Consider the following 24,529-nt stretch of genomic DNA (forward strand, 5'->3'; position numbering starts at 1 on the left):
ATCACCGGCGAAGCGGACGCCCCGTCCGGAGGCAGTGATGAAGTCCGACACCGTGGCGACGCCTGGCGCCCGTGCCGCCCTCGCCCGCCGGGCCCGGTTCAGTTCTGCCGCACCACCGGCACCGAGGCGCAACCGCGGAGCCTCGCGTCCCTGCGTGCCCGGCCGGGCGACGCGCCGGTTCCCACCACCCGGCCGTCGAGGACCGCGAGCCAGCCGCCGTCGGGCAGGCGGTCCTGCCCCTCTTCCGCGTCGGCGGGTTCGAGGGCCCCCAGCAATGCCGGGTCGGGGTCCTTCGGGGTGGCGGCCGCTGCCGCCCCCGGTGCTCCCGCGCGCCACTCTGCCACGGTCCGTTCGGCTCCCCGGGCACGTACCCACAGCACGTGCTGGACCACGATCAGCGGGCCGAGTGCCGTCAGGAGCGGGAACGCCCCGGTCAGCGCCCCGAGGGCGAACAGCAGACTGATGGCCGCGGACACCGCCAGCGCGATCCCGGCCGCGAGGAAACCGGCGGCCCGTCCGAAGGCCTTGTTCGCCACCAGCGGGAAGAGCACCAGGAGCAACAGGTCGCCCAGTCCGAGCGCCACGGGCGGATCGCCCCGTGTGACGGCCAGCAGCGGGGCGAACGGCAGCCCCATGACCTGGGTGGCGAACCGGTCCATGACCGAGGTGAGCCCCGTCGCCACCAGGTCGTAGCAGGCGAGCGCGCCCGCGAACCACGCGGCGTGGGCGGAGCGCATACCGCTCTGCGCCCACATGTTGGCCACTCCCACGACAGCGATCGCGAGCAGCACATCGGTGAGCACCATCACGGCGATCGGCCGGTCCGCGAACGCGCATCCGGCGGTGGCCGCGACCGAGCCGAGCGCGACCACCCACGCCCGGCCCCCGCCGAACAGGGGCGCGAGGGTGAACTGGCTTGCCGCGCAGAGAACCAGACCGAAGACGACCGCCACCGCGGCGCGGGGCAGTTCCAGATAGACCAGCGGAGCCGCCACGACCACGGCGGACACCACGGCGACGTCGGGCAGTTCGTAGCGGCCGACCGGAGGGCGGGGCATCCGGACCCGGCCGAAGTACGCGGCGCCCGCCGCCGTGATCGCGGCGACGCAGCAGTTGAGGCCCACCAGGGCGGCGGCGCTCATGCCGGACTCGCGACGCGTACCGCGGCGGGGCGGACCGACTCGAAGGTGTGCTCCCGCAGATCGGCGCGGACCGGGCCGGTCGGTGGCATCGAGGCCAGGTCGTCGTGGAGCACGATCGCGTCCAGTGCGAGGCCAGCGGCGGTGGCCCGCTCCTCCAGCCTTCCGAGCAGACCGGCGGAGGGCAGCCGGCGGACCAGGACGTGGAGGCGCGGGCCCGGGGGCCCGTCGACCAGGGCGTAGCGCGCGGGCAGCGGGATGTCCGGCTCCGCCTCCAGCAGGTTCAGCACCGACCAGGTGGGTACCTCGCGGCTCAGCGGACCGGTCCAGCGGCCGAGTACCGGTGAGGTCGCGGGCAAGTGGGCCAGCTCGCACGTGGTCGCGCTCTCGGGGAGCCGGACCAGGTCGCCGGTCGCGTACCGCAACAGCAGGGTGCAGTCCCGGTAGGGGACGTACGGGGTCTGGACGATGATGCCGACGGCGCCCGGTGGCGTCGGCGCGTGGGTCACGGGGTCGAGTATCTCCAGGTGCCCGAATTCGGTGGTGTGGTGCAGATGCCCCTCGGCGCACGGCGTACCGCCCGACGGCACGGTCTCGGTCATCATGTACGAGGTGGAGACCTTGGCGCCCAGGGCCGCCGCGGCCCGCTCCCTCAGCGGATCGGAGAGCACTTCGCCGCCCACACCGATGGACTCGAGGCCGAAGTCCGATGGCTTCCAGCCGCTCCGCTCCGCCTCTTCGACGAGGGCGGAGAGGTAGGACGCGGAGACCGTCAGGTGGGTGATCTGCGGCGCCTTGCCGCGCAATCCGAGAGGGGCGGCGAGCCGGTCCAGCGCCACCGCCGGGTCCACAGTGCCGATCTGGACGAACGAGGCGCCGATCCGGGTCACCGACTCCTCCACGTTGAGCAGCGGCAGGGTCGCCCGGGAGCACCCCGCGTACGCGATGGTGTGACGGGGGCGCAGACCCATGCCGAGGACGGCCGAGACCGTGCTCATGGCCACCGCGATCTCCACCTCGGCCCGGGAGTACCAGACAGCCGTGGGGGTGCCGCTCGTCCCCGTGGTGAGCGCCATCAGCGCGGGAGCGGAAGCGGCGGACACGAAGGCCGCCGGCAGGCTGCGCAGGGCCGCCTTCGATGTGACCGGCACCTGGTCCCAGGTGTCCGGTGTGAGTGTGCGCGGGTCGAGCGCCAGGCTGACGAACGTCCGGCGGTAGTAGGCCGTGTGCTGGGCGGCGGCCCGAGCTGTCGCCCGCAGACTGCGCTCGGTCACGGTACGCCGTACGGCGGGGTCGACGGCCCCTGCCTGGCCGGGCAGCAGGGCCGAGTCCGCGCCCGGCTCGCCGAACTCCGCGAGGGTCGCGATCAGGTCCCGGGCGATGCGCTCCAGGTCCTGTGGGCGGATGCGGCGGTTGCGCAGGATCGCCGCGCCGTATCGGAGCTGGCTGAGCGCGGTTGCGAACAAGGGAGCCTCCTGACGCCTGGACCGGGGCTGAACTCCCGGTCCAGGCCGGGGCTGATCCGTCAGACCATGCTGGCGAACATCGCCGCTGTGAGCGTGCTGAAGGCGTACTTGACGTAGTGCTTGACCATGGTGGATCTCCCTTCTCCGGGCCGTCCCTCAGGGCGGCTGGGCTCCATGTGGCGCACTCCCGGCCGAGGACGGCCGATCGATGAACGAGACATTAGAGGAGGGGAGTTGATGTCTCAACGGTCTCTTCCGACTTACTGGCGGTCAGCAGGAATTTCCCGGCCGGAGGCTCACCCCGACCGGCAGGCTTTCCCGGCTGCCAGGCCTCCCCGGCCGGAACCCTGACGGCCTCGCGGGCACAGCGGTGGCGAGAAGCGAGAACCGGATCAGGCACACGCGGAGCTTCGTCCCCGCCGTGTCACGCGCTCACGAGACACCTACGTATTCGGCGTTTCGCCAGAAGGGGGCCCCTACGGGACGTCAGACCGGCGGCGCGCGAGAAGGAGTCCCCCGAGCCTGCTCTCGGCTGAGGCAAGAGTCCTCTGTGTCTCGACGGCGAAGCCGGCATCGTTGAGCCAAGCAGCCAATTGGCTGGGCCGGCGGCGATGGACGCAGATCTTCATCGGGTGGCCGCCGTACCCCTGCGTCTTCAGCTCCGGCTCGTCCCCGACGTGGAAACTGAGCAGCAGTGGGCCACCGGGCCTCAGTACTCGCCGGAAGTGCGTGAGGACCGAACTCATCTCGTCGTCGGGGACGTGGATGAGCGAGTACCAGGCGACCAGGCCGGCCATGGAGCGATCGGCGAGGTTGAGCGCCGTCATGGACCCGAGGTCGAACCGCAGGCCGGGGTGATCGCGCCGGGCCACCTCGATCATCCCGGGGGAGAGGTCGATCCCGAACGCGTCCACGCCCAGTTCGCACAGGTGGGCGGCGATCCTCCCCGGTCCGCACCCCACGTCCGCAACCGGGCCCCCGCCGTTCGTGCGCACCAGGCGGGCGAACAGCGCCAGGAAAGCGCGCTCCTCGGGCGTCTCATCCAGAAGGTTCCGCACCTGGTCCGCATAGCTGTCAGCCACGGTGTCGTAGGACGTCCGGGTGTCTTCCAGCCAGTTGTCAGTGTTCAGTCCATTTCCCACGACGACAGGCTATCCAGCAGCCCGAAGGAAGGGAGGTGATCGGCTGGTTCGGAGAACGGTTGGTGCGCGCGCACGGGCACATGGCGGCGGCAGCCGCCAACAGCCCAGCCAGCCGCCGCTTGAGCAGTGGTTGATCCGGATGCCGTGACAATCCGGCCGGCCGACCGTCCGCCCCGGTGATGACCACCGACGATCACCATTCGTGAAAGGTGTCGGGCCGCTGATCCCTCCGCTCGGGGATCGTGTGCCCGCGCTGTCGTCCGCGCGGAGCGCGGCCGATTCGCTCGGGGTGAGTACAGCTGAATAGGGACTGATGGACATCGGACGTAAGATGTCCGATGTCTTAGATTTGGTCATCGAGTGAGGAGTCGCGGATGAGCCCCGTCCCAGTGCCCGGAGAGAAGAGGTCGCGCGGCCCCGGACAGCAGGGAAGCGACCACCGTGTGGCTGTCATCGGTGCGGGCGCCATCGCCCGCGATCACGTCACCGCGCTCGCGGACGTTCCAGGACTGCGACTGGCCCATGTCGTCGACCGGCATCCCGAACGGGCCGCCGCGCTGGCCGCTCTCGCCGAGGGCGCCACATGGTCCACCGATCCGGCGACCGCGTGGTCCGACGGCGTTGACGTCACCGCCGTGTGCACCTCTCCCGAGTCACACACCGAACTCTCCGTGGCCGCCCTCGAGGCAGGCAGGGCGGTCCTGTTGGAGAAGCCCGCCGCGCTGAAGGTGGCCGACGTCGACCGGATCCTCGCGGCCGCGAGGACTGCCGGCCGGCCCCTGCTCGTAGCTCAGACGGCTCGCTTCCAGCCCGTCCACCTGGAGATCGCCCAAGCGGTCGCCGAAGGCGCGATCGGCACGCCCCGGCTGGCACACCTCACCTGGTACACCGGGCATGTCTGGCCGGGCGGCTGGCGGGGCTGGCAACTGGACCCCTCCCGCTCCGGAGGACATGTCGCCCATAACGGCGTGCACGCCCTCGACCTGCTGACCTGGCTCATGGACGACGAACCGGTCCGGGTGTTCGCCCGCCCCTGCCGCACGTGGTCATCCGGGATGCCGACCCCCGACAGCTTCCAGATCCTCGTACGCTTCGCCGGCGGTGCTCTCGCCACCATTGAGCTGTGCTACGCCCTCGTCGCACGCGGCACGTTCGTCCGCAGACTCATGCTCTCCGGCACGGCCGGTACCCTGCACCACAGCAGCGAGGACGAGCCGCGAGCGCACTCCGCGTCGCCCGTCGCCCCCGCTTCGATCGAGGGCGCGATGACCGAGCAGACCAGACACCTGCGCGACGTGCTCGACGGCGTCGCGGCCCCGCTGACCGCACCTCACCAAGTGCGTGCTGCCCTCGCCGCCGCGTTGGCGGCGCAGCTCAGTGCGGACGAAGGCCGCCCCGTCGACGTAAAGGAGGTCTGCTGAAATGAGAATCCTCATCGCATCCGGGGTGCGGCACGCCCGTGACTACGTGCCGCTGCTGAGGTCGATGCCCGGCATCGAGGTCGTCGGCTGCGCCGACACCGCCGACAGTCCGTTCGCCGAGGACAGCGCAGCCCTCGCGGGCGCGACGGGCATTCCGCTGCTCGACCTGGACCAGGGCCTTGCCCGCTGCGACATCGCCCTCGTGTGCAGCGAGCCCACACGCCACGTCGACCTCGCGGTGAGAGCGCTCGAAGCGGACCGGCACGTGCTCGTCGACAAGCCTGCCGCGACCGACACGCGTGGCGCACAGCGCCTGTGGGACGCCGCCGACCGCTCGCGCGGGCTGCTCAGTGCCGTGCACCGCCTCCACTCTCCACAGATCGCTCGTGCCCGGCGCATCGTGGACTCCGGTGCGATCGGCCTGCCCCTCGCCGTCGATGCGGAGTGGCTCGCGGCCGGCGGGCTCGACGGAGCCACCGTCGAGCGCCCCGAACTGGTCTGCGACCCCGCCCTGTCCGGCGGCGGCGAACTGATGAACTTCGGGTGGTATCCGGCCCTGGCGATCCGGCACCTGACCGGCCTGGAGGTGGAGGAGGTCGTCGCCTTCAGCAGCGCCGCACCCCATGCGCCGCTCTTCGACGGCCCGCACGGCGCCCACGGAGTCGAGGACGCGGCCGTTCTCTCGCTCAGGCTGCGCAATGGAGTGGTGGCAACAGCCACCGTGGCCCGCACACCCGCCGGCGTCGGCCCGGCCCCCGTCTCGTCCACCGTGCGCGTCCTCGGCTCGCACGGCCACGTACTCGCCGACGAGGACGCTCCCTCGGTCGCCGTGCGCGCGGCGGACGGCTACAGCGTCTCCCGCCCGGTCGGCGGGCCGGCCGGGGCGACGGCGCTGCGGCGGCTGTTCACCGAGTTCTGCGACGACATCCGCTACGCGCGCACCCCGTTGGTGACGGCGGCCGATATTCACGCGGCCGTCGCGGTGGTCGAGGCCGCGCTGTCCTCCGCGCGCGAGGACGGTGTCCCTGTCGCCCCCGCCGTCCGTGCTACGGGCGTGGCCTGACGGGCTTGCGCGCTGGGCGTCGATTCATCGGCCTGGACAGACGATCTCGCCTGCGGCGTCGACCGGAGCCTGGAGTTTGTAGCCGCGCAGGCTCCTGTCCGGGAACTACCTGTTTCTCCTGATTGCGCGGCAACCCTCGGAGTGGGGAACCGCACCGCCACCGACGTGTTTGTCGTCGAAGGCGGTGCCCGGTGAACTCCGCCCCGCCCGGGGGCGGAGTTCACCGGGCGACCCGCCGTGTCCTCGCCCCGGCCGCCCAGACCCTCTTGCGACTGGAGCCCGTACGACTCCCGATGGGACATGACTCAAACCGGTTCGGGCAGCGGTTCCGGCTGTCGCGCTGGGACGATCTTCGGTTCCCACCGTTCGGTGGTCCGTACGTAGCCGTGGATCACCGAGGCCATCGCCAGAATGAGAAGTGGACCAAACACCCACGGATGGTTGGCCATCTCCATCGACAGATAGCGATAGGACACCAGGAGCGCAGCGAAGACCGTTGCACCGTAGACGACCAACTGGATTCCGGCCCGGTCCCAGCCGCGAGCGAGCGAGCGCAGGGCCGCCTCGATCGTGAGCGTGAACACCACGCCGGCAATGATGTCCGCACCGTAGTGATAGCCGAAGCCCAGCGTTGCGCCGAGTGTGGCGATCAGCCAGAAGGCGCCTGCGAATTGGAGAGTGCGAGGGCCCTTGCGGGAATGGATGAAGATGGCGGTCGCCCATGCCGTGTGCAGACTGGGCATGCAGTTGCGTGGCGTGATCTCGTCGAATGACATGTGGTGTGGGGCAATGACCGGCGGCGTCGTGTTCGGCCAGAGGTTGGACACCGCCCAGTGTCCGCCGTCGGCGCCGTAGGCGAAGATCGGCCCGACCACCGGGAAGAGCACGTAGATGCCCGGCCCGAGGAGGCCGATGACGAGGAAGGTGCGCACCAGGTGATGGCCGGGGAAGCGGCGGTCGGCCGCCACGTTACGCAGCTGGTAGATCGCGACGACGACCGCGGCCACCGCCAGCTGTGTGTAGACGGAGTCGAGAAAGCGGGCCCCGATCGGGCCGGTGGCGGTAACCATCCGGCCTACCAGCCACGACGGGTTGCCCAGCGCGTGATCGGCGGTTGCCACGTACTGGTCGAGCACTTCCGGGCGGGTCTTCGACGTGATGAGCAGCCAGGTGTCGCCGGTCTTGCGGCCGGCCACCAGCAGCAGGCCCAGCCCGACGCCCTTGAGCAGCAGAACACGTTCCGCGCCTGTGCGGCGCGTGACAGCGATGACCGCGTAGCCCACAATCACCCACAACGCGCCATTGCCGAAGGGATGGCCCTGGGTCACCTCGGCGTCGGCCGCCCACCGCACCAGCAGAATGGTGACGTCGATTCCTATCGCGACACCGACCGCGATGAACCGTTGCCGCCAGGTGAGCACCACCATCATCAAGCCCATGCTGGCGTAGAGCAGGAAGCCCGATTGAGGGGCGACTATGACCTCTTGCGCCTGGGTGGTGATCGGCCCCGGCAGGCCGTAGTGACGTGCGGCGATCTCCAGCGCGATGAGGAAACCGAGCGTCACCACACCCGCTGTGGCCCACAGTATCGCTCGTGGTCCACGCCACGCGGCGAACGTGGTTCTGCTGGTTATTCGCGAAAACACCCGCGATGCTATAGGTATCAATTGTTTGGCCGATTTGTTAGATGTTAGTTGATAAGTCACTCTTCGTGCCGGAAAGCCCGGTTTTCCGGTGAATGGCGAGCGATGAGGGCGCTCGTCGTGAGTTCGAACATGCTAGCGGAGGCGTGCGGGTGTGTTCGCTGGTCACGGGTGGCGCGGAGCCGGCTCGATCCTGGCTCGCCGGTTATACGACGGGGCGTGCGGGGTGCCGAGAACCGTCACGCTCAGGCGGGCCACCAACTGCGCGGCCAGGAACCGGTGTCCGGCCACGGCGACAACCCCGCCGACAGGTCGCTGTGCGGACGGGGACGAGTCCGGCGCTCGCTTCGCGATGGGTGGCCTGCCCTGCTGCGCAGTCGGAGACGAGTCAGGCGATGGCGTGGCGGGTTCGCCGTCGTGCTCGCGGCATCCGGTGCGTCGCTGGGAGGGGCGTCACCGTCAGGGTGTTCGGCGGCGTCGGCACACAGGTCGCCGCGGACCGCATCGGCGTCGCAGCGGGCGTGGCACGGCAGGCCCTGCGCCGGCCCCGGTCGGCCCACCGCCTGCCGCCAGGGGCGTGCCGGGTGCGGCGCACCGCCGGTCCCTCACTGGTCTTCCCAGTCCCATGAGTCGAAGAACGCTGCTGTGCCTGTACGACGCGCCTCCACCACGGCCTCCAGCCGGGCGAAGTCCCGCCGGGGCATGAGCTTCTGCCACTCAGGCATGGACAGGACGCGTGCCTCGTCGTGTTCGGCCGGGTCCAGAGTGAGGGACCGGATCTGGCCGGAAGTCAGCCGGCCGCCCTCGAAGACGAAGCCGATCGTGGCATAGGGCCACTCCCTTCCCGGCTGGCCGAAGACGGACGCGAGGAGCTTGGCGGGGCCGTCGAAGACGATCCCGGTCTCTTCCCGGCACTCCCGCAGGGCCGTCTCCCACGGCCGCTCGCCCGGATCCATTGTCCCGCCGGCCAACTGCCACGGGTGGATCCGGGAGTACACCGCCCTCAGCTGCAGCGGGTTGTCGTGCTCGTCGGTGAAGTACAGGCACGCGAACGCGGTCGCCTTCATCACCGTCTCGGCGTACTGCTCAGGCGGCATCCACGTCTGGCTCACGCTCTGGCCGCCGTGTCCCGCCTGCGGCCGGTCGTCTTTCGCGAGAATGCGGAGTTCCTCATGAACATGGTTCGCGGTCAAGAGTTCTGATCTTTCTGAACGATTACGGGATGCGGAGGTGGCTGGCAGTGGGGCCTGGCGGTTGTGGCACCGCCTCCACGTCGAACCAACGGAACACGGCTCCCTCGGTGACGGGCAGGATCTCGGCTTCGCCGTCCCCATGTCCCACAGATGCAGCGGGTACTGACCGGTGCTGTTGACGAGCAGACCGACTGGTGAGCCGTACGACGGGAGTGCGTCCCGTTTCACGCAAAGGGCGGCCGGTGACCTGGTCGGCGAAGAGGATCTCGCCGCCTTCGGCCCTCGCCTCCGTACGGATCGCCGGCCAGGTCTCCTCGTGCCGGCGCCGTATCGCGGCGGGGCCCTGTCCCGCGGCCCGCTGGTCGGGTCGTTGCAGAGTCGGGCCCCATCGCTTGACGGCATGTGCCCACGCAGGGCGCCGCCGGCCGCACCGTTGCCTGTTCCCCTTCGCCCGACATCTGATGCACGCCCACCGGACGGCCCTTCGGCCGGGCGAGCAGCGCATCCCGGCCTCCGGCCGTCGATACCCCGAACACCGCTGCGACGTTCTCACGTCCCGTCCCCACCGGCGCGGCCACCGTCCGAAGGCGCGGAGCGTCCTGCGCCGACGGTGACAGGCGCGCGTCCCCCACCAGATCACTCACACCCGGCTCAACGACCGGGAATCACAAGCGTTTCGCATCAATGGACGGTGCGCTCGACCTGGAGCACGCTGTTCCCCCATGCTGGAGCACGAGGCCCCCACGCTGATCCTCAGCGGGTTCGCCTGGGGCCCCGGTGGCACGGGCCGGGCGAAGACGGCGGGCCGGTCAGCGCGGCCGGAGCCCGAGGGCCCGGACACCGGCGTAGAGGGCGGCGACGTCCGCGGGTCTGAGCAGGGAACGCCCGGTGAGGCGCGAGACGCGGTCCAGCCGGTTGCGCACGGTGTTGCGGTGGCAGTACAGGATCTTCGCGATCTCGGAGGTGGACCCGGTCTCGGAGTCCAGCCACGCGGTGAGCGTCTCCATGAGGTCCTTGCGGTCGGGCGCGGCCAGGACCGGATCGAGCAGGGTGACGGCCATCCGCAGTGCCAGCTCGTGCCCGGCCGCGACCAGGGCCGCAGCCGGATCGTGGTCGAGGGTGACCGCCCTGCGCGCGCCGGCGGGCAGCGAGGACAAGGCCAGCGTGGCCAGGCGCAGAGCGTCGGCGCTCTCCCGCAGCCGGGTGTAGGCAGGGCTGAGCCCCGCCCGCCCGGTGACCGCGCCGGCGACGGCTTCGAGCACCGACGCCGATCCGCGCGCGTGCGTGGAGCCGACGGCGCGAGAGGGGCCGGGCAGAGCGACGATGCCGGCGAGGCCGTCGGGGCGGGGGCGCCACGCGGAGCGCAGTCCGCTGCGCAGCAGGGCCTGTTCCATCGTGGTGACGTCGCTGTGCTCGGTGACGACGCAGACGTACGGCCCCTGTTCGGGCAGGCCGACGGAGGCGGCGGTCCCGCCGAGCATCGCCCAGTCGGCGTTCTTGCCGGTGAGGAGCGCGTCGAGGAGCAGCAACCGCTGCAGTTCATCGGCCCGGGCCAGGCCGACCAGGGTCTCCCGGTAGACGTCGTTCACCGTCTGCGACGCGGCATCCAGCAACGACCACGTCGCCATGGAGGCCTGGGCGATGTCGTCCATCGTCGTGCCGGGCTGCTCCTTGGCGCGTTCGATGAGGGCATGGGCCATCAGCCGGAAGCCGATGCGGAAGGCGTGCAGGACCGCGTCGAGTGGAATCCCTTGCGTGGCACGGCGGCGCACACACTGCCGGGTGCTGTCCGTGCACACCGGACGGTGGCGCGCCATACAGGTCAGCTGTTCGTGCAGATTGCGCTCGTTGAAATCGCGTACTTCGGCCGCGAGTTCGGCGCCCAGTTGCGCGTAAGGAGCGATCTCGGTGGTGATCGTACGGAACAGGTCGTCAGCGAGGACATCGACCCGTTCCAGCAGGTGCGCGGCGCACACCGACAACAGCGGGGGAACGATGACGCCGCCATCGGCATGCTGCTCTGGCATGCCGGTCAGCATACGGTTCACCCTTCGGCCCGCAATTGTGCGGTCGCACAAGGCGGATGCCGTATCCGGGGTCGTCCGCCCACCCCGGACCGTCCCGTTTGTGCCGCAGCATTTCCTCACGAGCCGCTGAGGAGAACCGATGCTGAACCTGTCGTCCCTGCTGGAACACAGTGCCCAGGAACACCCCGAGCGGACCGCTCTGGTCTTCGGTGACACCCGCCTGACCTACGCCGAGCTGCTGGAACGGTCCCAGGACATCGCCGAAAGGCTGAGGCTCCACGGTGTCGGCAGGGGGGACAGGGTGGCGCTGTCCTGTCCGAACGTGCCGGACTTCCCGGCCGCCTACTTCGGCATACTCCGCGTCGGAGCGGTCGTGGTGCCACTGAACGTGCTGCTGCGCCCGCAGGAGGTCGCCTACCACCTCACCGACTCCCGCGCCAAGGCCTTCCTCTGCTTCGAGGGCACCCCCGAACTGCCGCTGGCCCACGTGGGCCGGGCGGGCTTCGATCAGGTGACCGACTGCGAGCACTTCCTTCTGCTGAACAGGGCGGGCAACGCGGACCCCGGTGCCGCCGCTCCCGCTCAAGCAGCGGCCACGGCCGCGGAGGACACGGCCGTCATCCTCTACACCAGCGGCACGACGGGCCGGCCCAAGGGAGCCGAACTCACCCACCGCAACCTGGCGATGAACGCCATGGTCGCCGACCGGCTGTTCGCGGCGGCGGATGACGAGGTGATGCTGGCCTCGCTGCCGCTGTTCCACGCCTTCGGCCAGAGCGCGGTGATGAACATGGGGCTGCTCAGGGGAGCCACGCTCGTCCTGCAGCCCCGCTTCGACGCCGACGAGGCCCTGCGGCTGATGCACAGCGAAGGCGTGACGTTCTTCGCCGGGGTCCCGACGATGTACTGGGCCCTGCTCGGCGCGCTCGGTGACCAGGCACCGCCGGGCCGCCTGCGTACCGCCGTCTCCGGGGGCGCCGCCCTGCCCGTCGAGGTGCTCCAGCGGTTCGGGAAGGCCTTCGGAGTGGGCGTGCAGGAAGGGTACGGCCTCTCGGAGACCTCGCCCGTAGCCTGCTTCAACCCGCCCGGACTGCCACCGAGGCCCGGGTCCATCGGCCGGCCCGTGTGGGGCGTGCAGATGAAGCTCATCGACGACTCCTGGCAGAGCATCCCAGGCGACGGCGACGGCCGCGGCGAGCTCGCGATCCGTGGACACAACATCATGAAGGGCTACTACCGGCGGCCCGACGACACCGACTTGGTGATGCGCGACGGCTGGTTCCGTACCGGCGACATCGCCCGGTGTGACGCGGACGGCTACTACTACATCGTGGACCGGGTCAAGGACCTGATCATCCGCGGCGGCTTCAACGTCTACCCGCGCGAGATCGAAGAGGTCCTGATCACGCATCCGGCCGTGAGCATGGCCGCCGTGGTGGGAGTGCCCCACCCCACGCACGGCGAAGACGTCAAAGCGTTCGTCATCCCCGTCCCCGGCGCGGACCTGAGCGAGGCGGGACTGATCGCCTGGTGCCGCGAGCGCATGGCAGCCTACAAGTACCCCCGCAGCGTGGAATTCCGCGAGAGCCTTCCCCTGACCTCCACCGGCAAGATCCTGAAGCGCGAACTCGCCGCCGAGGCCCATGGGGAAACCGCCCCTGCCTGACGCGCCCGGGCAGGTGAGGCCGAGGAGCCGGCGGCGGCACGAGTTCACCGCCGGGTTGGTGAAGCCCGGCCGGCAGAGGCTGCGCCGCCGGACCGAGCACGGCGCCACCACCCGGCCCGCGGCTGTCGGCACATTGCACAAACTCCGCCGTCGGTGATTGCCGCGATTGCGCAGAGACGGGCGGCGTCTGCTCCCGCAGGATGTGCCATCGAACACCGAAGTGATCCGGATGAATCATTCAGTTCGCCCCCACCCAGGAGTCGCCATGTCATGGAAAAGGAACCTGCTCGTCCCACTGGCCGTACTCACCCTCGCCCTGTCCGCGTCGGCAGGCGCGGGCGCCGCGTCGGCGTCCGCCCCGGCCCGTGCCGTCACGGTCGCCGACGGCACCTCCACCGCGTCGGCCGCCGTGGACTACGGCGCCCCCGGCCCCTACGCCACCGCTGTGGAAGTCGGGGTGGTCACCACGCTGTACTACCCGCGTGACATCGCGAACAGCGACCGCCGCTTCCCGGTGATCGTATGGGGCAACGGCACCAACGCCATTCCCCTCGTCTACCGGGACCTGCTCCTGCACTGGGCCGGCCAGGGCTTCATCGTCGCCGCCGCGAACACCCCGCAGTCCAACCTCGGCATCTCCATGCGAGCGGGCATCGACATGCTCACCCGAAGGAACGCCGACCCGGACAGTATCTTCCTCAACCACGTCGACCTGGAGCACATCGGCGCCTCGGGGCACTCGCAGGGTGGCGCGGCCGCCATCGTCGTGGGCGCTGATCCCCGCATCGACGCCATCCTGCCGATCCAGCCGGGACCGCTGGCGAACATCAACGCGGTGCACGTCCCCGCGCTCCTGCTGGCCGGCGAGAAGGACAGCATCGTCTTCCCCTTCCTCGTCAAGGCGTTCTACAACGCCGCGGACCACATCCCGGCCCTGTACGGAGAAGTGCGCGGGGCCGACCACTTCACCGTCGTGGGCGACCCCGGCCCGTTCGCCGCGCCGACCACGGCGTGGTTCCGAGCCCAGCTCATGGGCGACCAGGCAGCCCGTGCCCAGTTCTTCGGCCCCGGGTGCGGCATCTGCACCGACACCGCCACCTGGTCCGACGTCCGCCGCAACGACCTGGCCCTGAACGTCCCGGTCACCACCCCGTAGACGGCCCGGGCCGTGTGCCGGCACCGCGCCGTCCGCGGTGTCCCGATCTCCCCCGCACCCGCCTCCCCGGCCGCCTCCGCGACGGGGGAGGCGGGCACGCCTCGTGAATGGACCGACATGGACATCATCGCGATCACGCGCCAGGGCAAGGTCCGCGGCCGCATCCGGGACGCAGTCGCCGCCTTCCTCGGTATTCCCTACGCCGCCGCGCCGTTCGGCATCCACCGGTTTCGCGCCCCCGCGCCCGCCGATCCCTGGGAAGGGGTGCGCGACGCGCTGGAGTACGGGCCGACGGCGCCGCAACGCCCGTACCGGCCACCCCTCGACGAGCTGATCCCCGAGGTGGACATCCCGGGGGAGGAGTGCCTCAACCTCAACGTCTGGACCCCGGAAGCCGTCGGTGGAGCGCTGCCGGTACTGGTGTGGATCCACGGGGGGTCGCTGCGGAACGGCTCGACCGCCATGCCGCTGTACGACGGGCGGGCCTTCGCGCGTGACGGTGTGGTCCTGGTCTCCGTCAACTACCGGCTCGGTGTCGAGGGATTCGGCGTGTTCCCCGACGCTCCCGACAACCGGGGCCTGCTGGACCAGATCGCCGCCCTGACCTGGGTGCGGGACAACATCGCGGCGTTCGGCGGAGACCCCGGGTGCGTCACGGTGTGCGGCGAGTCCGCCGGAGCCATCAGCATCGCGGCCCTGATGGCTGCCCCGCGCGCGGCCGGTCTGTTCCACCGGGCGATCCTGCAGAGCGGCGCGCCGCACAAGGTGCCGCGCAGTCAGGGCGCCCGGACCGTACGGGCGATGGCGAAGGCACTGCACGTGCCCGCGACGGCGGAGGCGTTCGCGGCGGTGGACCGCGAGCGGCTGCTGGACGCACAGACCGAAGTCGTCGGCAAGGCCGATCCGATCAGCGGAGGACCGGGCTTCCACATCGTGGCCGACGACGAGATGATGCCGGCGGATCCGCCGCAGCCCACGGTCGACCTGCTGCTGGGATGCAACCGGGAGGAGTACCGGTTGTGGTCCGTGCCGAGCGGGATGGTGGACCGAATCAGCCGGCTCACGCTGAGGCTGGCTCTGCTGAAGTTCCGGATCCCGGGGAGAGCGGCGCGGCTGTACCGGGCGGCTCGGCCGGGTGCGAAACCTGGGGTGATCCTCGGCGAGATGGCCACGGACCTGCTGCTGAGAGGTCCGCTCAACCGGCTCGCCGACTCCCGTCCGGCGCGGACGTTCCTGTACGAGTTCGCCTGGCGCTCGCCCGTGCGGGAACTGGGCGCGTGCCATGCCCTGGAGATCGGGTTCGTCTTCGACAACCTGCGCCACGGTGAGACGCTCAGCGGACCGGGTGCTCCTCAACCACTGGCCGACACCATGCACCGGGCCTGGGTCGCCTTCGCCGCCACGGGCGACCCGGGCTGGCCCGGCTGGGACGCGCGCCGTCCGGTCATGGTCTTTGATCATCCCGCCACGGGCGTGGTTCTCGCGCCGCGCCAGGAGGAGCTGCAGGTCTGGCTCTCTCGTTCGGATCAGGCCGGACCGGAGGGCGGGGCCGACGGGGCAACCTGACCCGGTCCGGTGCCGGTCCGGCGCGGACACCTGTCAGGCGAGATCCCTGGCGACGAGTGCCGCCTGGAGCAGTCGCGCCTCGGCGGGGACCGAGAGGTCCAGCCCGGTCAGGGTGCTCACCCGGTGCAGCCTGTAGTCCAGGGTGTTGCGGTGGATGCACAGCTCCAGTGCGCTCTGGCGGCGGTTGTGCCCGCGGTCGACGAACACCCGCAGCGTCTCCAGGAGATACGGATGCTCCTCCAGCGGGCCGAGCTTGGCCGCAAGCCGCACCAGTGCGTCACCGGGACGCGCGAGCTGGTACTCCAGCAGGACGTCATCGAGCCGGTACAACCCGGGCGGGCGGCCCAGTCGCTGTACGAGTTCCAGTACGCGCGTCGCCTCCGCCGCCGCCGCGGGAACGGCCGTCGGTGCCGAGGCCGGGGCGGCGGCCGCGAAGACGCGCTGCCCGACCTCCTTCCCGAGCGAAGCCGGCAGGTCCGGCACCTCGCAACCGGCCGGGAGCAGCGCGATCCCGGCGACATGATCCATCAGCACCGGGACACCCGCGCGAGCATCGAGGGACGACTGCACCAGCCTGGCCGGCGGATTCGACTCGAACGCCAGGGCGACCACCTCGTGCTCGCCGGTCACCGTGACCGCTGCCGCCTCCGCCAGTTCCTCGTACGGCCGTCCGGCCAGCAGAGCGGTGAGCAGCGCCCGCCGTACCCGTTTGTCCTCGCTGTGGATGTCCTCCTGGGCGTTCCGGTGGGCGAGTACGACCGCGGGCATCGCGGAGTGCAGACAGGCCAACAGCCTCGCTCCCGCACCGGCCAGTTCCTCGGGCTCCGCCGTCTCGGTCAGCACCTGCCACCACACTTCGGCGCCGATGAGATAGGCGGCGATCACCGCCTCCAACGGCACGCGCTCCTCGGCCCGGCGCCCCGACCACTCGATCAGGCGGGTCAGGTCACCCGGGTCCATCACGCCGCCGTCACGCAGGGCCCGTAGCAGCAGATCGTGCACAGCCGCGATCGACCGCGCCACCTCACCGTCGAGCGTGCTGCGCGGCAGCTCCCCGTAGAACGGCACTTCCGCCGCACAGCGAGCGACGACGGCCGCGGTGAGATCACCCCTGCGCACAGCCATTCGTCCATGTAGCCCAAGCATCGGCGCATCGTCACACCGCCCCCTGCCTGCGTCAATCGACGCCTGCCGCCGAAAGGGGGACGGAACGCACAGCGACCACCCGGGAGGCTGCGCCCGCACAGGCATGACCCCCCCGGCGCACTGGGCGCTCGATACTCTCCGGGTCTCGGCTTCAGTGGGGCGGCTGCCGCCGCAACACCGGTTGCGACAGGGCAGTTTGACCACGTGGGCCCGGAGGAGTCGAGGGCACGCCGGAGGGTTCGGCGAATTTCGGGAGGACGGACCCGGAGGGTGGGGGAGGAGCTCAGACGCCGCGCTGAACCGGACCGATGAGGGTGCCGGTTGTCACCTTGAGCGTGCCCTCGGCGACGGACGTGCCGGGGATCTCCCCGCCCGGAGCCCGGAGCGTGAAGGACGCTTCGTCTGCGGAGATGCCACTACCGTTGTTGGGAACCTGGATGTCGAAGTACACCGGGTGCCCCGGGCCGAACGTCACCGCGGTCCGCTGGTTGCCGTAGCGGCCGGCGGTGATTTTGTTCTCCGAGCCGTGGTTCGAGAACCGCACATGGGTGGGCGAACCGGCCAGCAGGCACGGATCGTACCCGCGCGGCGCTGTCAGGGTGACGCGGTAGTGGCGGTGCCCCGCACTGCTGGGCGCGTTGGTGATCTTCGCGATGTGGTTGGCCGGACGGCAAGCGGAGGGTGCGGCGCCGGCGGCCTTCACGGACGTGGCCTGCGCTGCTTCCCCACCCGCAGCGCCCAACAGTGCGGTGGCGGCGATGGCGACGGCGATCTTCCGGGTGGTACGCATCATGAACCTTCCTTGCTGTGCTTATTGGCCTTGGGCTGTGTCCGCAGAGTCCCGGCGTGCGCCCGGAGGGCGTGCCAGGCGTCGCGGGTCAGACGGGACTTTGCGGACACTGCCTCAGGGTGATTGCCCATCAGGAGCATGGCCAAGAGGACTTCTGAGCCTCGTTCTCACCCTCACGGGGGCTATTCCAGGGCTATCACGGCGGTGCCACCCGTACGTGTAACTCGCACGGGATGTTGTCGTTCGATCATGCGCCCGGCGGATGGGGCTGCGGGAGGCGTCACGCCGCGAACGCCGGTCCTCGCACACGGTGCGGTGCGCGCTCCGGAGCCACAACTTGGCACGTGGCCCAAGCCATTGGGGATTCGGTGCGGTCTTCGTGCGCGGTATCGCCCGCCTCACCGGTGACGGTCTGCGCGCGCTCGTTACGGACGGCGGCGCCCCAGTCCTGCGCTCATACGGTTGGCTTCCCGACCGGAGCCGGTCCGGGAAACCACTTCTCCCGGGCGCTCTTCTCTCCGCCGGTCGCCGCCGCTAGCTTGATCTTTAACCTCGGGGTCCGAACGGTGCGTCGTACTTGATCACTCGGATTGGTAACTGCTGTACGGGCAGGCGGCCTTCGGGTGAGTTCTACTCCTGTCTGACCAGGCGTGCGGATGCACTGTTCGAACTCGCGGACGCGGTGTTGTGCGCGGATGGTCCGGTCCGGTCGCTGGTGGAACTGTCGCTGGTGGGTGAACACCGTCGCGGGCATGGCGGGCTCTACGACGCCCTGTCCGCGGGCCGGGTCGACGTCGCCCGGCTGCGACGGGGCCTGGCCACGGTGCCGCTGCCGCGGGCGGCGGACGGCCGGCTGGTCCTGGCCGCCGACCTCACCTGCTGGCTGCGGCCCAGTGCCCACACCTCACCGCAGCGGATCCTGTGCCACACCTACGGACGGGGCAAGGACCAGCACATTCCCGTGCCCGGCTGGCCCTACTCGGTGATCTGCGCGCTGGAGACGGGCCGCAGTTCCTGGACGGCGCCGCTGGACGCACTGCGTCTGGCACCGGGAGATGACGCCGCCACCGTCACTGCCGGGCAGATGCGCGATCTCGTCGAGCGGCTGATCGATGCCGGGCAGTGGAAGGACGGCGATCCGGAGATCCTGATCGTGGTGGATGCCGGCTACGACGTTCCCCGCCTGGCCTTCCTGCTCAAGGATCTACCGGTGCAGGTGCTGGGCCGGATGCGTTCGGACCGTGTCCTGCGACGGTCGGTCCCGCCCCGCGAGCCCGGTGTCCGGGGTCGGCCGCCCCGCCATGGCGGCGAGTTCGCATTCGGTGACCCGTCCACCTGGAACACTCCCGACGCGCAGACGGTGACAGCAACCCGCCTCTATGGCACCGCCGTCGCCCGGGCCTGGGACCGGCTCCACCCGAGACTGACCCATCGCTCGGCCTGGACCGCTCAGCTGGGTGCTTTGCCGGTTATCGAGGGCACGGTGATCCGTTTGCAGGTCGAGCACCTGCCCAGCGGGGCAACACCGAAGCCGGTCTGGCTGTGGTGGTCAGGGCTCGACGCCACTGAGGCGGAAGTCGATCTGCTCTGGCAGGCATTCCTGCGGCGCTTCGATATCGAGCACACCTTCCGGCTGTTCAAACAGACCCTGGGCTGGACCTGCCCGAAGATCCGCAGCCCCGAAGCCGCCGACCGCTGGACCTGGCTGATCCTCGTGGTCTTCACCCAGCTCCGGCTCGCCCGCCCCCTGGCGGCGGACCTGCGCCGACCCTGGGAGAAGCCAAGTCCCGCGGACAGGCTTACCCCTGCACGAGTCCGCCGCGATTTTCGGCACCTCCGGCCGAAGGCCGCCTGCCCAGCCGGAGCACCGAAATCCTCTCAGCCCGGCCCAGGACGGCCACCCGGCCGCAGAAACAACCAACCCACCGCACGCTACGACGTGCACACAGTCGGCAAACCAGACTCCACAAAGCGACGGACGAAGAAGCCAACGACTCCACGCCCACGCCGCACAGGTTAAAGATCAAGTTAGTGTCGTCCTCTGCCCGATCCGCTTTTCGATCTCGATTTCACGATCAGCATTCAATGTTTCTGCCGGCGCTGGAGCCGACGCCGACGCGGACTTCGATTCCGCCCGTCCGCGTCATCATGGACGACTCCTGGCGGCGGGGGCGGCCCCTCGACGGGTGGCGCTCTCCCGGACCGTCCCACCGCGCAGCGGAAGGTTCACCGTGACACCGCGGGACTGGATTCGTCGTACCGCACCGGATTTCCGCCGTACCGCACGGAGGTTCGCAATTCCGGGGCGGCTCGGACGGGAACCGCTTCCTACCGTTCAGCCCTCCAGACGCCCGGCGCGGCCGCCTTCTTCCTGGCCGCGGTCCCGCCCGGGTCGGGGCGGCCATGGCCGGTCTCGGCATCGTCTGGCTGGTCCATGCCGAGACCGGGTCCTTCGGGATGGCCGGCCTGGTCACTGGCGCCTTCGCCGCGGCGGAGACCGTGGTGGGCCCGCAGGCGGCCCGTCTCATGGACCGTTTCGGGCAGCCGCGTGTCCTCGTCCCCCTCCTGTGCGCCCACGCCGGAGCGATCGTCACCCTGGTCGCGCTGGCCCTGACGGGGGCTCCCGTGGTGCCGCTCATGGCGGCGGGCCTCGCCGCCGGGGCGACCGTCCCTCAGTTCGGTGCGCTCTCCGTGGCCCGCTGGTCGGCCCTCCTGCACGGCAGGGCCGAACTCGCCCCGGCCTTCGCACTCGAAACGATCAGCAACGATGTCGCCTTCCTCCTCGGTCCCGCTCTCGCGGTGCTGACGGCGACCCAGTTGCACCCGGCGGCGGGTACGGTGCTGGCGGGGGCGCTCGTCGTCGGCGCCGGACTTGCCTTCGCGACGCTGCGCCGTACGGCCCCGGCGCCCACCGCGGTGCCCGCCCTCGATCGTGCGGACGCCCGGGGCCCGGGGACTCTGCGGACCCGGAGCTTCGCCACGCTGCTGGTGGTCGGTCAGGCCCTGGGCGTCTTCTTCGGCTCGAAGCAGGTCTCGGTGAGCGCCTTCGCCGACGCTCACCACGGGTCGACGGTCCGGGCGGGCGCGCGCCGGCTTCGCCGTCCCGCTCCTCGCCCTGGCCGCAACGGCAGTCCTGACCTGGTCCAGCCGTCTCACGCTCACGACGGCCACCACGGCATCCCGACGGCTGCTGGCGGAGGCCGATTCGGCAGGCGCCGCGCTCTGACCGGTTGTCGCGGGCGCCCGGTGCCGCTCTGTTCAACTCCGGCGGTGCGGAACGAGACACGCGGTCTCCTGAGCGTTGACATGCCTCCCGCCGAGCCGCCAGGCTCGTCGTGATGACAACGTTGTCCGCAGAGAAGAGGCGAGTCGTGCGGGTGTTCAGGAGACGTGGACGAGGCGCGGGGACCGGTGTTGTCGTAGCCGCGGTCGTGGCGGGATCGCTCGTTGCGGGGTCCGCCTCGTCCGGCGCGGTTGACGCGGCGGGTACGGCGTCGCAGGCGGGTGGGTACTGGGCCACGTCCTACGAGCCCGGGACGCCCCGGCCCGCCGGGTTCCCGGCGCAGGGGCCGGCGCGGAACCTGCGCGGCGAGACCACCCACATCACCACCACCGTGCGCGACGTGCGCTCCGACCACCCCAACGACACGAGTGCGCAGGAAGGCGTCGAAAGCCTCGCCGATCAGGACTCCGGCACCAAGTGGTACGCGCGTGACAGTGGCCGGCCCACCGGCGAAGAACCCGTATACGCGATCTACACCCTGCGCACCCCGTCGGCCGTCACCGGCTACTCGCTCACCTCCGCGAGTGACGCACCGCCGCGCGACCCGGCCGCGTGGACCGTGCTCGGGAGCGACAGCGACTCCGCCGGAAGAGACGCGGACGACTCCTCATGGAAGGTCCTGGACCAGAAGGAGGGACAGCGCTTCGGCGCCCGTGGGCAGAGCAACTTCTACCCGATCGGCACCCCGCACGCGTACCGCCACTACCAGCTCCGCATCACCGACAACTGCGCCGACCGGTGCGAGGGTTCGGCCGGTGACCGTGCGAAGCTCCAGCTCGCCGACTGGACCCTGCGCAGTTCCGCGGGCTCCTCGGCCTCGGCGCTCGGCGTCCGGGTCGAGAACGCCGACTCCGTCGGCGCGGCGGACGGCTCCGCCGCACTGCGCTATGCGGGCCGCGTCCTCGCCTCCGGACCGGCCTCCTCCACGGTGGTCCTGCGTTCCGGACTCGACGTCCCGCTCGTGCGCGAGTCGCGGCTGAGCTACGCGATCCGCCCGGACGACGCCGCCTCCGCCCGCATTGCGCTCAACGTCGTCTACGCCGACCCGGACGGTCGGCACCCTCGCACCTACGCGGCGAGGACGGGTGACAGGACACCCGCCCCGGGGAAGTGGAACACCGTCTCGGCCGACCTCGGCGCCCTCGCCGGGAAGCGGGTCAGCGAGATCCGGCTGCGCTACGAGGACGAGCACGCCGAGTCCGGTGCCAAGCCAACCGGTTGGATCGACGAACTCAGTATCGGCAAGGCCGCCATCGACGCCTCGACCACCTGGAGCTACCTCGACACCCCGGGCGTCGACCCGGCGCGCGGAGAGCGGGACCGCACGGCGTGGACCCGGACCGGCTTCGAGGCGGGGGACGTTCCCTGGAAGACGGCCGCCGGTCCCTTCGGCGCGAAGAACGACGGCACCGACCTCGGGGCCGGTTTCCCGGTCCGCACCAAGCTGAGGCTCCGCAAGGATGAGGGTGACAGCGTCGAGGCGTACTTCTTCCGGACCTCCTTCTCGATGGACCGCGCCTCCCTCGACGCGATCACCGGGTTGCTCGGTACGGTCGTCTACGACGACACCGTGACCGTCTATCTCAATGGCCGACGCATCGCCGGCCACGGCGACGGAAAGATCGAGAAGAACCTCCAGTACGAGGTCCCGGACGGTACCTCGGGCGAGGGCGACCCGGTCACCGCCCGCTTCAGCGTTCCGGCCTCGGCCCTGCGCGCGGGCGCCAACACCCTGGCGATCGAGGTCCACCAGTGCAACAGCACCAGCTCCGACGTCTACCTGGGGCCGGGCCCGCTCGCGCAGACCGCCGAATCCCTGCCCTTCACCGACGCGCAGCTCGGCACCTCCTACGCCTCCGACACCCGGCCCACCGCGCCCGGAGGCGGTGACTACTTCACCTGGCTGCTGCGCTCGTTCGACGCCGTGCGGAACACACCGTCGATCATGGGGGCCAACGAGGTCCTGCCGAAGGGAACGACGTACGAGGAGCTGGCCGCGCTCAACGACCGGACGGTCATCGACATCAACAACACCCCCTCCGGGCCCACCGATCCCCAGGTGCACAAGGCACTTGTGGACGGTGCGAACAGTCCGTACCGAACCATGGCGGACGGACTGGGCACCACCCTCGGCCGACTCTACGACCAGGCGCTGAAGAACGGCGAACTCCCCAAAACCAAGGCGCTGTTGTCCGGTCGCGTCGAGCACACCCCGGACTCCTCGGCCGACTGGTACCAGACCGCCAAGAACAACTACCAGTACAAGCGGCCCTTCGTCCGCATGGGATTCACCAACGACGAGGGGCTCATCGAGCCCTGGGACAGCCCCGGCGGCTACGGCGGTCTCGCGGGCGACGGCTCCTTCCCGAGCGGGCACACCAGCCACGGCTACGCGCAGGGCATCGTCCTCGCCACCCTGCTGCCCGAACTGGCACCGCAGATCCTGGCGCGCGCCTCCGAGTACGGCAACAACCGCATCCTGCTGGCCTTCCACTATCCGACCGACATCATGGGCGGCCGGATCGTCGGCGAGAAGACCGCCCAGCTGCGGTGGTCCGACCCAGGGTTCCGTAACCTCCTGGAGCAGGCCGAAGCGGAACTGGAATCCGTCCTCGTGCAGAAGTGCCGCGAGGCCGGGGCGGGCGGTTCGCTCACGCGGTGCGCCGACAGCGGGAAGGCGTACCTGCCCACGGGCCAGGCGCTCAGGGTGTACAAGCAGCGGATGACCTACGGCTTCCCGCACATCGGCGCGCAGGACCGGCCGCCGGCCGTTCCGGACGGGGCGGAGGACCTGCTGCGCACGGCGCACCCGAAGCTCACCGACGCCCAGCGGCGCACCGTACTCGCCGCCACCCAGATCCCCTCCGGCTCCGTGCTGGACGAGCAGAGTGACGGGGGGAGCTGGCAGCGGATCGACCTCGCGCGCGCGATGACCGCGAAGGTCACCGCGCACCACGACGGGACGCTCACCGTCGACGGGGTGCGGGTGAACGCCGAAGGGGAACGGACCGGAAAGTAGGCACCGCGCCCGTGGGGTCCGACCACCACTCCGCCGGGCCCCACGGGCGTACGCGTGGCCGACAGCCCCGCCCTCCCCGGGGCCCGGCGGAGCGTGGACGCGGGAGCGCGGGACGCCGAGCAGCCGCCGCTGCGCAACCTGCTCGACTCGGATGCCTCCTCGGAGAGATCCTTGGGCATGGAATTTCTCTGCTACCACCGCGACCGGCCCGGCTCCCTGCCGCTGCGCGACGAGCTACTGGAAGAGCACTGGTCGTATATGGACCAGTACGAGAAGGAGATGATCGCCCGGGGCCCGACCCTCGCCGACGACGGCGACACCCCCACCGGCAGCGTGCACATCGTCGATCTGCCCGATCCGGCTGCCGCCCGTGCGTTCGCCTTCGACGAGCCGAACTACCAGGCCGGCGTCTACCGGGACGTACTGCTGCGACGGTGGCGCAACTTGCTGGGGCACACCATGTGGGACTTCGCCGGCGGACCGGCCGATGGCCACCGGTACCTGGTGATCGGTCTCGGCGCGGGGCAGGCGGCCGACCTCGCGGTGCCGGCCGACCGGGACGAGCTGATCGCCTACGGGCCCCTCCTGTCCGACGACGGCGCCACCTGGCTGGGGACCGCGGTGCTGGCCCGGGCACCGGACCCGGAGGCGGCACGCGCCCTTCTGACCCCCGAACGCTACGCCGGCGTTGAGGTGCACAACTGGCAGTTCGGCGGGCGTCGGTCATAGCCGAGGCTCTCCGGGCGACGTGCTGGGCGACGCCCTGCGGGTCGCCCGGACAGCTGATCCGGCATGTTCGGACGACTGAC

Annotated in this window: 17 protein-coding genes; 9 read left to right on the plus strand and 8 right to left on the minus strand. The window is 70.6% G+C overall.

Annotated features, from left to right (window positions below):
* Positions 1-98 precede the first annotated feature (98 nt).
* The 3 genes from OG322_RS38460 to OG322_RS38470 form a co-directional block, all read right to left on the minus strand.
* Entirely contained in the window at positions 99-1,142 is a 1,044-nt protein-coding gene (locus OG322_RS38460) for a hypothetical protein (RefSeq protein WP_123465505.1), read from the minus strand.
* Complete coding sequence (locus OG322_RS38465) at positions 1,139-2,605, minus strand: phenylacetate--CoA ligase family protein (RefSeq protein WP_123465507.1); 1,467 nt, start codon at positions 2,603-2,605, stop codon at positions 1,139-1,141. Before OG322_RS38465 ends, OG322_RS38460 begins: the two co-directional genes overlap by 4 nt.
* Before the next feature lie 476 nt (positions 2,606-3,081).
* Positions 3,082-3,735, minus strand: coding sequence for a class I SAM-dependent DNA methyltransferase (locus tag OG322_RS38470; RefSeq protein WP_123466457.1), 654 nt, complete (start codon positions 3,733-3,735; stop codon positions 3,082-3,084).
* A 386-nt stretch (positions 3,736-4,121) separates the two neighbouring features.
* Here OG322_RS38470 and OG322_RS38475 point away from each other — a divergent pair, with 386 nt between their 5' ends.
* Positions 4,122-5,168, plus strand: coding sequence for a Gfo/Idh/MocA family protein (locus OG322_RS38475; RefSeq protein WP_123465509.1), 1,047 nt, complete (start codon positions 4,122-4,124; stop codon positions 5,166-5,168).
* 1 nt (position 5,169) lies between these two features.
* Positions 5,170-6,231 (plus strand): Gfo/Idh/MocA family protein, encoded by a 1,062-nt coding sequence (locus tag OG322_RS38480; RefSeq protein ID WP_329307600.1) that lies wholly within the window; start codon positions 5,170-5,172, stop codon positions 6,229-6,231.
* Between the two features lie 305 nt (positions 6,232-6,536).
* Here the strand turns inward: OG322_RS38480 and OG322_RS38485 are convergent, their stop codons facing one another.
* The 3 genes from OG322_RS38485 to OG322_RS38495 all read right to left on the minus strand — a co-directional run bounded on the left by OG322_RS38485 (position 6,537) and on the right by OG322_RS38495 (position 11,094).
* Positions 6,537-7,799, minus strand: a complete 1,263-nt coding sequence (locus tag OG322_RS38485) for a phosphatase PAP2 family protein (protein WP_329307601.1) — start codon at positions 7,797-7,799, stop codon at positions 6,537-6,539.
* Between the two features lie 680 nt (positions 7,800-8,479).
* Positions 8,480-9,067 (minus strand): NUDIX hydrolase, encoded by a 588-nt coding sequence (locus tag OG322_RS38490; RefSeq protein WP_311316982.1) that lies wholly within the window; start codon positions 9,065-9,067, stop codon positions 8,480-8,482.
* A gap of 809 nt (positions 9,068-9,876) precedes the next feature.
* Positions 9,877-11,094, minus strand: coding sequence for a PucR family transcriptional regulator (locus tag OG322_RS38495; RefSeq protein ID WP_164494505.1), 1,218 nt, complete (start codon positions 11,092-11,094; stop codon positions 9,877-9,879).
* Positions 11,095-11,233: 139 nt separating this feature from the next.
* Here OG322_RS38495 and OG322_RS38500 point away from each other — a divergent pair, with 139 nt between their 5' ends.
* The 3 genes from OG322_RS38500 to OG322_RS38510 all read left to right on the plus strand — a co-directional run bounded on the left by OG322_RS38500 (position 11,234) and on the right by OG322_RS38510 (position 15,482).
* A complete protein-coding gene (locus OG322_RS38500) occupies positions 11,234-12,760 on the plus strand; it encodes a long-chain-fatty-acid--CoA ligase (protein WP_124285945.1) in 1,527 nt (508 codons plus the stop codon).
* 265 nt (positions 12,761-13,025) lie between these two features.
* Positions 13,026-13,916 carry an alpha/beta hydrolase family protein gene (locus OG322_RS38505; RefSeq protein ID WP_123465519.1) on the plus strand — a complete coding sequence of 297 codons (891 nt, stop codon included), beginning with the start codon at positions 13,026-13,028 and terminating at the stop codon, positions 13,914-13,916.
* A gap of 117 nt (positions 13,917-14,033) precedes the next feature.
* Entirely contained in the window at positions 14,034-15,482 is a 1,449-nt protein-coding gene (locus tag OG322_RS38510; RefSeq protein ID WP_123465521.1) for a carboxylesterase/lipase family protein, read from the plus strand.
* A gap of 33 nt (positions 15,483-15,515) precedes the next feature.
* Here OG322_RS38510 and OG322_RS38515 read toward each other — a convergent pair whose 3' ends face one another.
* Complete coding sequence (locus tag OG322_RS38515; RefSeq protein WP_241200344.1) at positions 15,516-16,607, minus strand: PucR family transcriptional regulator; 1,092 nt, start codon at positions 16,605-16,607, stop codon at positions 15,516-15,518.
* A gap of 304 nt (positions 16,608-16,911) precedes the next feature.
* On the minus strand, positions 16,912-17,421 hold the full coding sequence (locus OG322_RS38520) for a DUF4232 domain-containing protein (RefSeq protein WP_124285948.1): 510 nt from the start codon (positions 17,419-17,421) through the stop codon (positions 16,912-16,914).
* A 574-nt stretch (positions 17,422-17,995) separates the two neighbouring features.
* Between OG322_RS38520 and OG322_RS38525 the strand changes: the two genes are divergently transcribed.
* From OG322_RS38525 to OG322_RS38540, 4 genes are all read left to right on the plus strand, one after another.
* Positions 17,996-19,438: an NF041680 family putative transposase gene (locus tag OG322_RS38525; RefSeq protein WP_329307602.1), complete on the plus strand. Its 1,443-nt coding sequence runs from the start codon at positions 17,996-17,998 to the stop codon at positions 19,436-19,438.
* A 383-nt stretch (positions 19,439-19,821) separates the two neighbouring features.
* Positions 19,822-20,757, plus strand: a complete 936-nt coding sequence (locus OG322_RS38530; RefSeq protein ID WP_329307603.1) for a hypothetical protein — start codon at positions 19,822-19,824, stop codon at positions 20,755-20,757.
* A complete protein-coding gene (locus OG322_RS38535; protein ID WP_443066580.1) occupies positions 20,757-23,720 on the plus strand; it encodes an acid phosphatase in 2,964 nt (987 codons plus the stop codon). The genes OG322_RS38530 and OG322_RS38535 overlap by 1 nt, the downstream gene beginning before the upstream one ends.
* 177 nt (positions 23,721-23,897) lie before the next feature.
* A complete protein-coding gene (locus OG322_RS38540; protein WP_123466461.1) occupies positions 23,898-24,449 on the plus strand; it encodes a YciI family protein in 552 nt (183 codons plus the stop codon).
* The last annotated feature ends 80 nt before the right edge of the window (positions 24,450-24,529 follow it).

Origin of the sequence: Streptomyces sp. NBC_01260 (assembly GCF_036226405.1) — a bacterium.
GTDB classification, from domain to species: Bacteria; Actinomycetota; Actinomycetes; order Streptomycetales; family Streptomycetaceae; genus Streptomyces; species Streptomyces laculatispora.

Coding starts and splice junctions, on each gene's coding strand:
- OG322_RS38460 (WP_123465505.1), bottom strand. CDS start 1,142: ATGAGCGCCGCCGCCCTGGTGGGCCTCAACTGCTGCGTCGCCGCGATC.
- OG322_RS38475 (WP_123465509.1), top strand. CDS start 4,122: ATGAGCCCCGTCCCAGTGCCCGGAGAGAAGAGGTCGCGCGGCCCCGGA.
- OG322_RS38480 (WP_329307600.1), top strand. CDS start 5,170: ATGAGAATCCTCATCGCATCCGGGGTGCGGCACGCCCGTGACTACGTG.
- OG322_RS38495 (WP_164494505.1), bottom strand. CDS start 11,094: ATGCCAGAGCAGCATGCCGATGGCGGCGTCATCGTTCCCCCGCTGTTG.
- OG322_RS38500 (WP_124285945.1), top strand. CDS start 11,234: ATGCTGAACCTGTCGTCCCTGCTGGAACACAGTGCCCAGGAACACCCC.
- OG322_RS38505 (WP_123465519.1), top strand. CDS start 13,026: ATGTCATGGAAAAGGAACCTGCTCGTCCCACTGGCCGTACTCACCCTC.
- OG322_RS38510 (WP_123465521.1), top strand. CDS start 14,034: ATGGACATCATCGCGATCACGCGCCAGGGCAAGGTCCGCGGCCGCATC.
- OG322_RS38515 (WP_241200344.1), bottom strand. CDS start 16,607: ATGGCTGTGCGCAGGGGTGATCTCACCGCGGCCGTCGTCGCTCGCTGT.
- OG322_RS38520 (WP_124285948.1), bottom strand. CDS start 17,421: ATGATGCGTACCACCCGGAAGATCGCCGTCGCCATCGCCGCCACCGCA.
- OG322_RS38530 (WP_329307603.1), top strand. CDS start 19,822: ATGGCCGGTCTCGGCATCGTCTGGCTGGTCCATGCCGAGACCGGGTCC.
- OG322_RS38535 (WP_443066580.1), top strand. CDS start 20,757: ATGACAACGTTGTCCGCAGAGAAGAGGCGAGTCGTGCGGGTGTTCAGG.
- OG322_RS38540 (WP_123466461.1), top strand. CDS start 23,898: ATGGAATTTCTCTGCTACCACCGCGACCGGCCCGGCTCCCTGCCGCTG.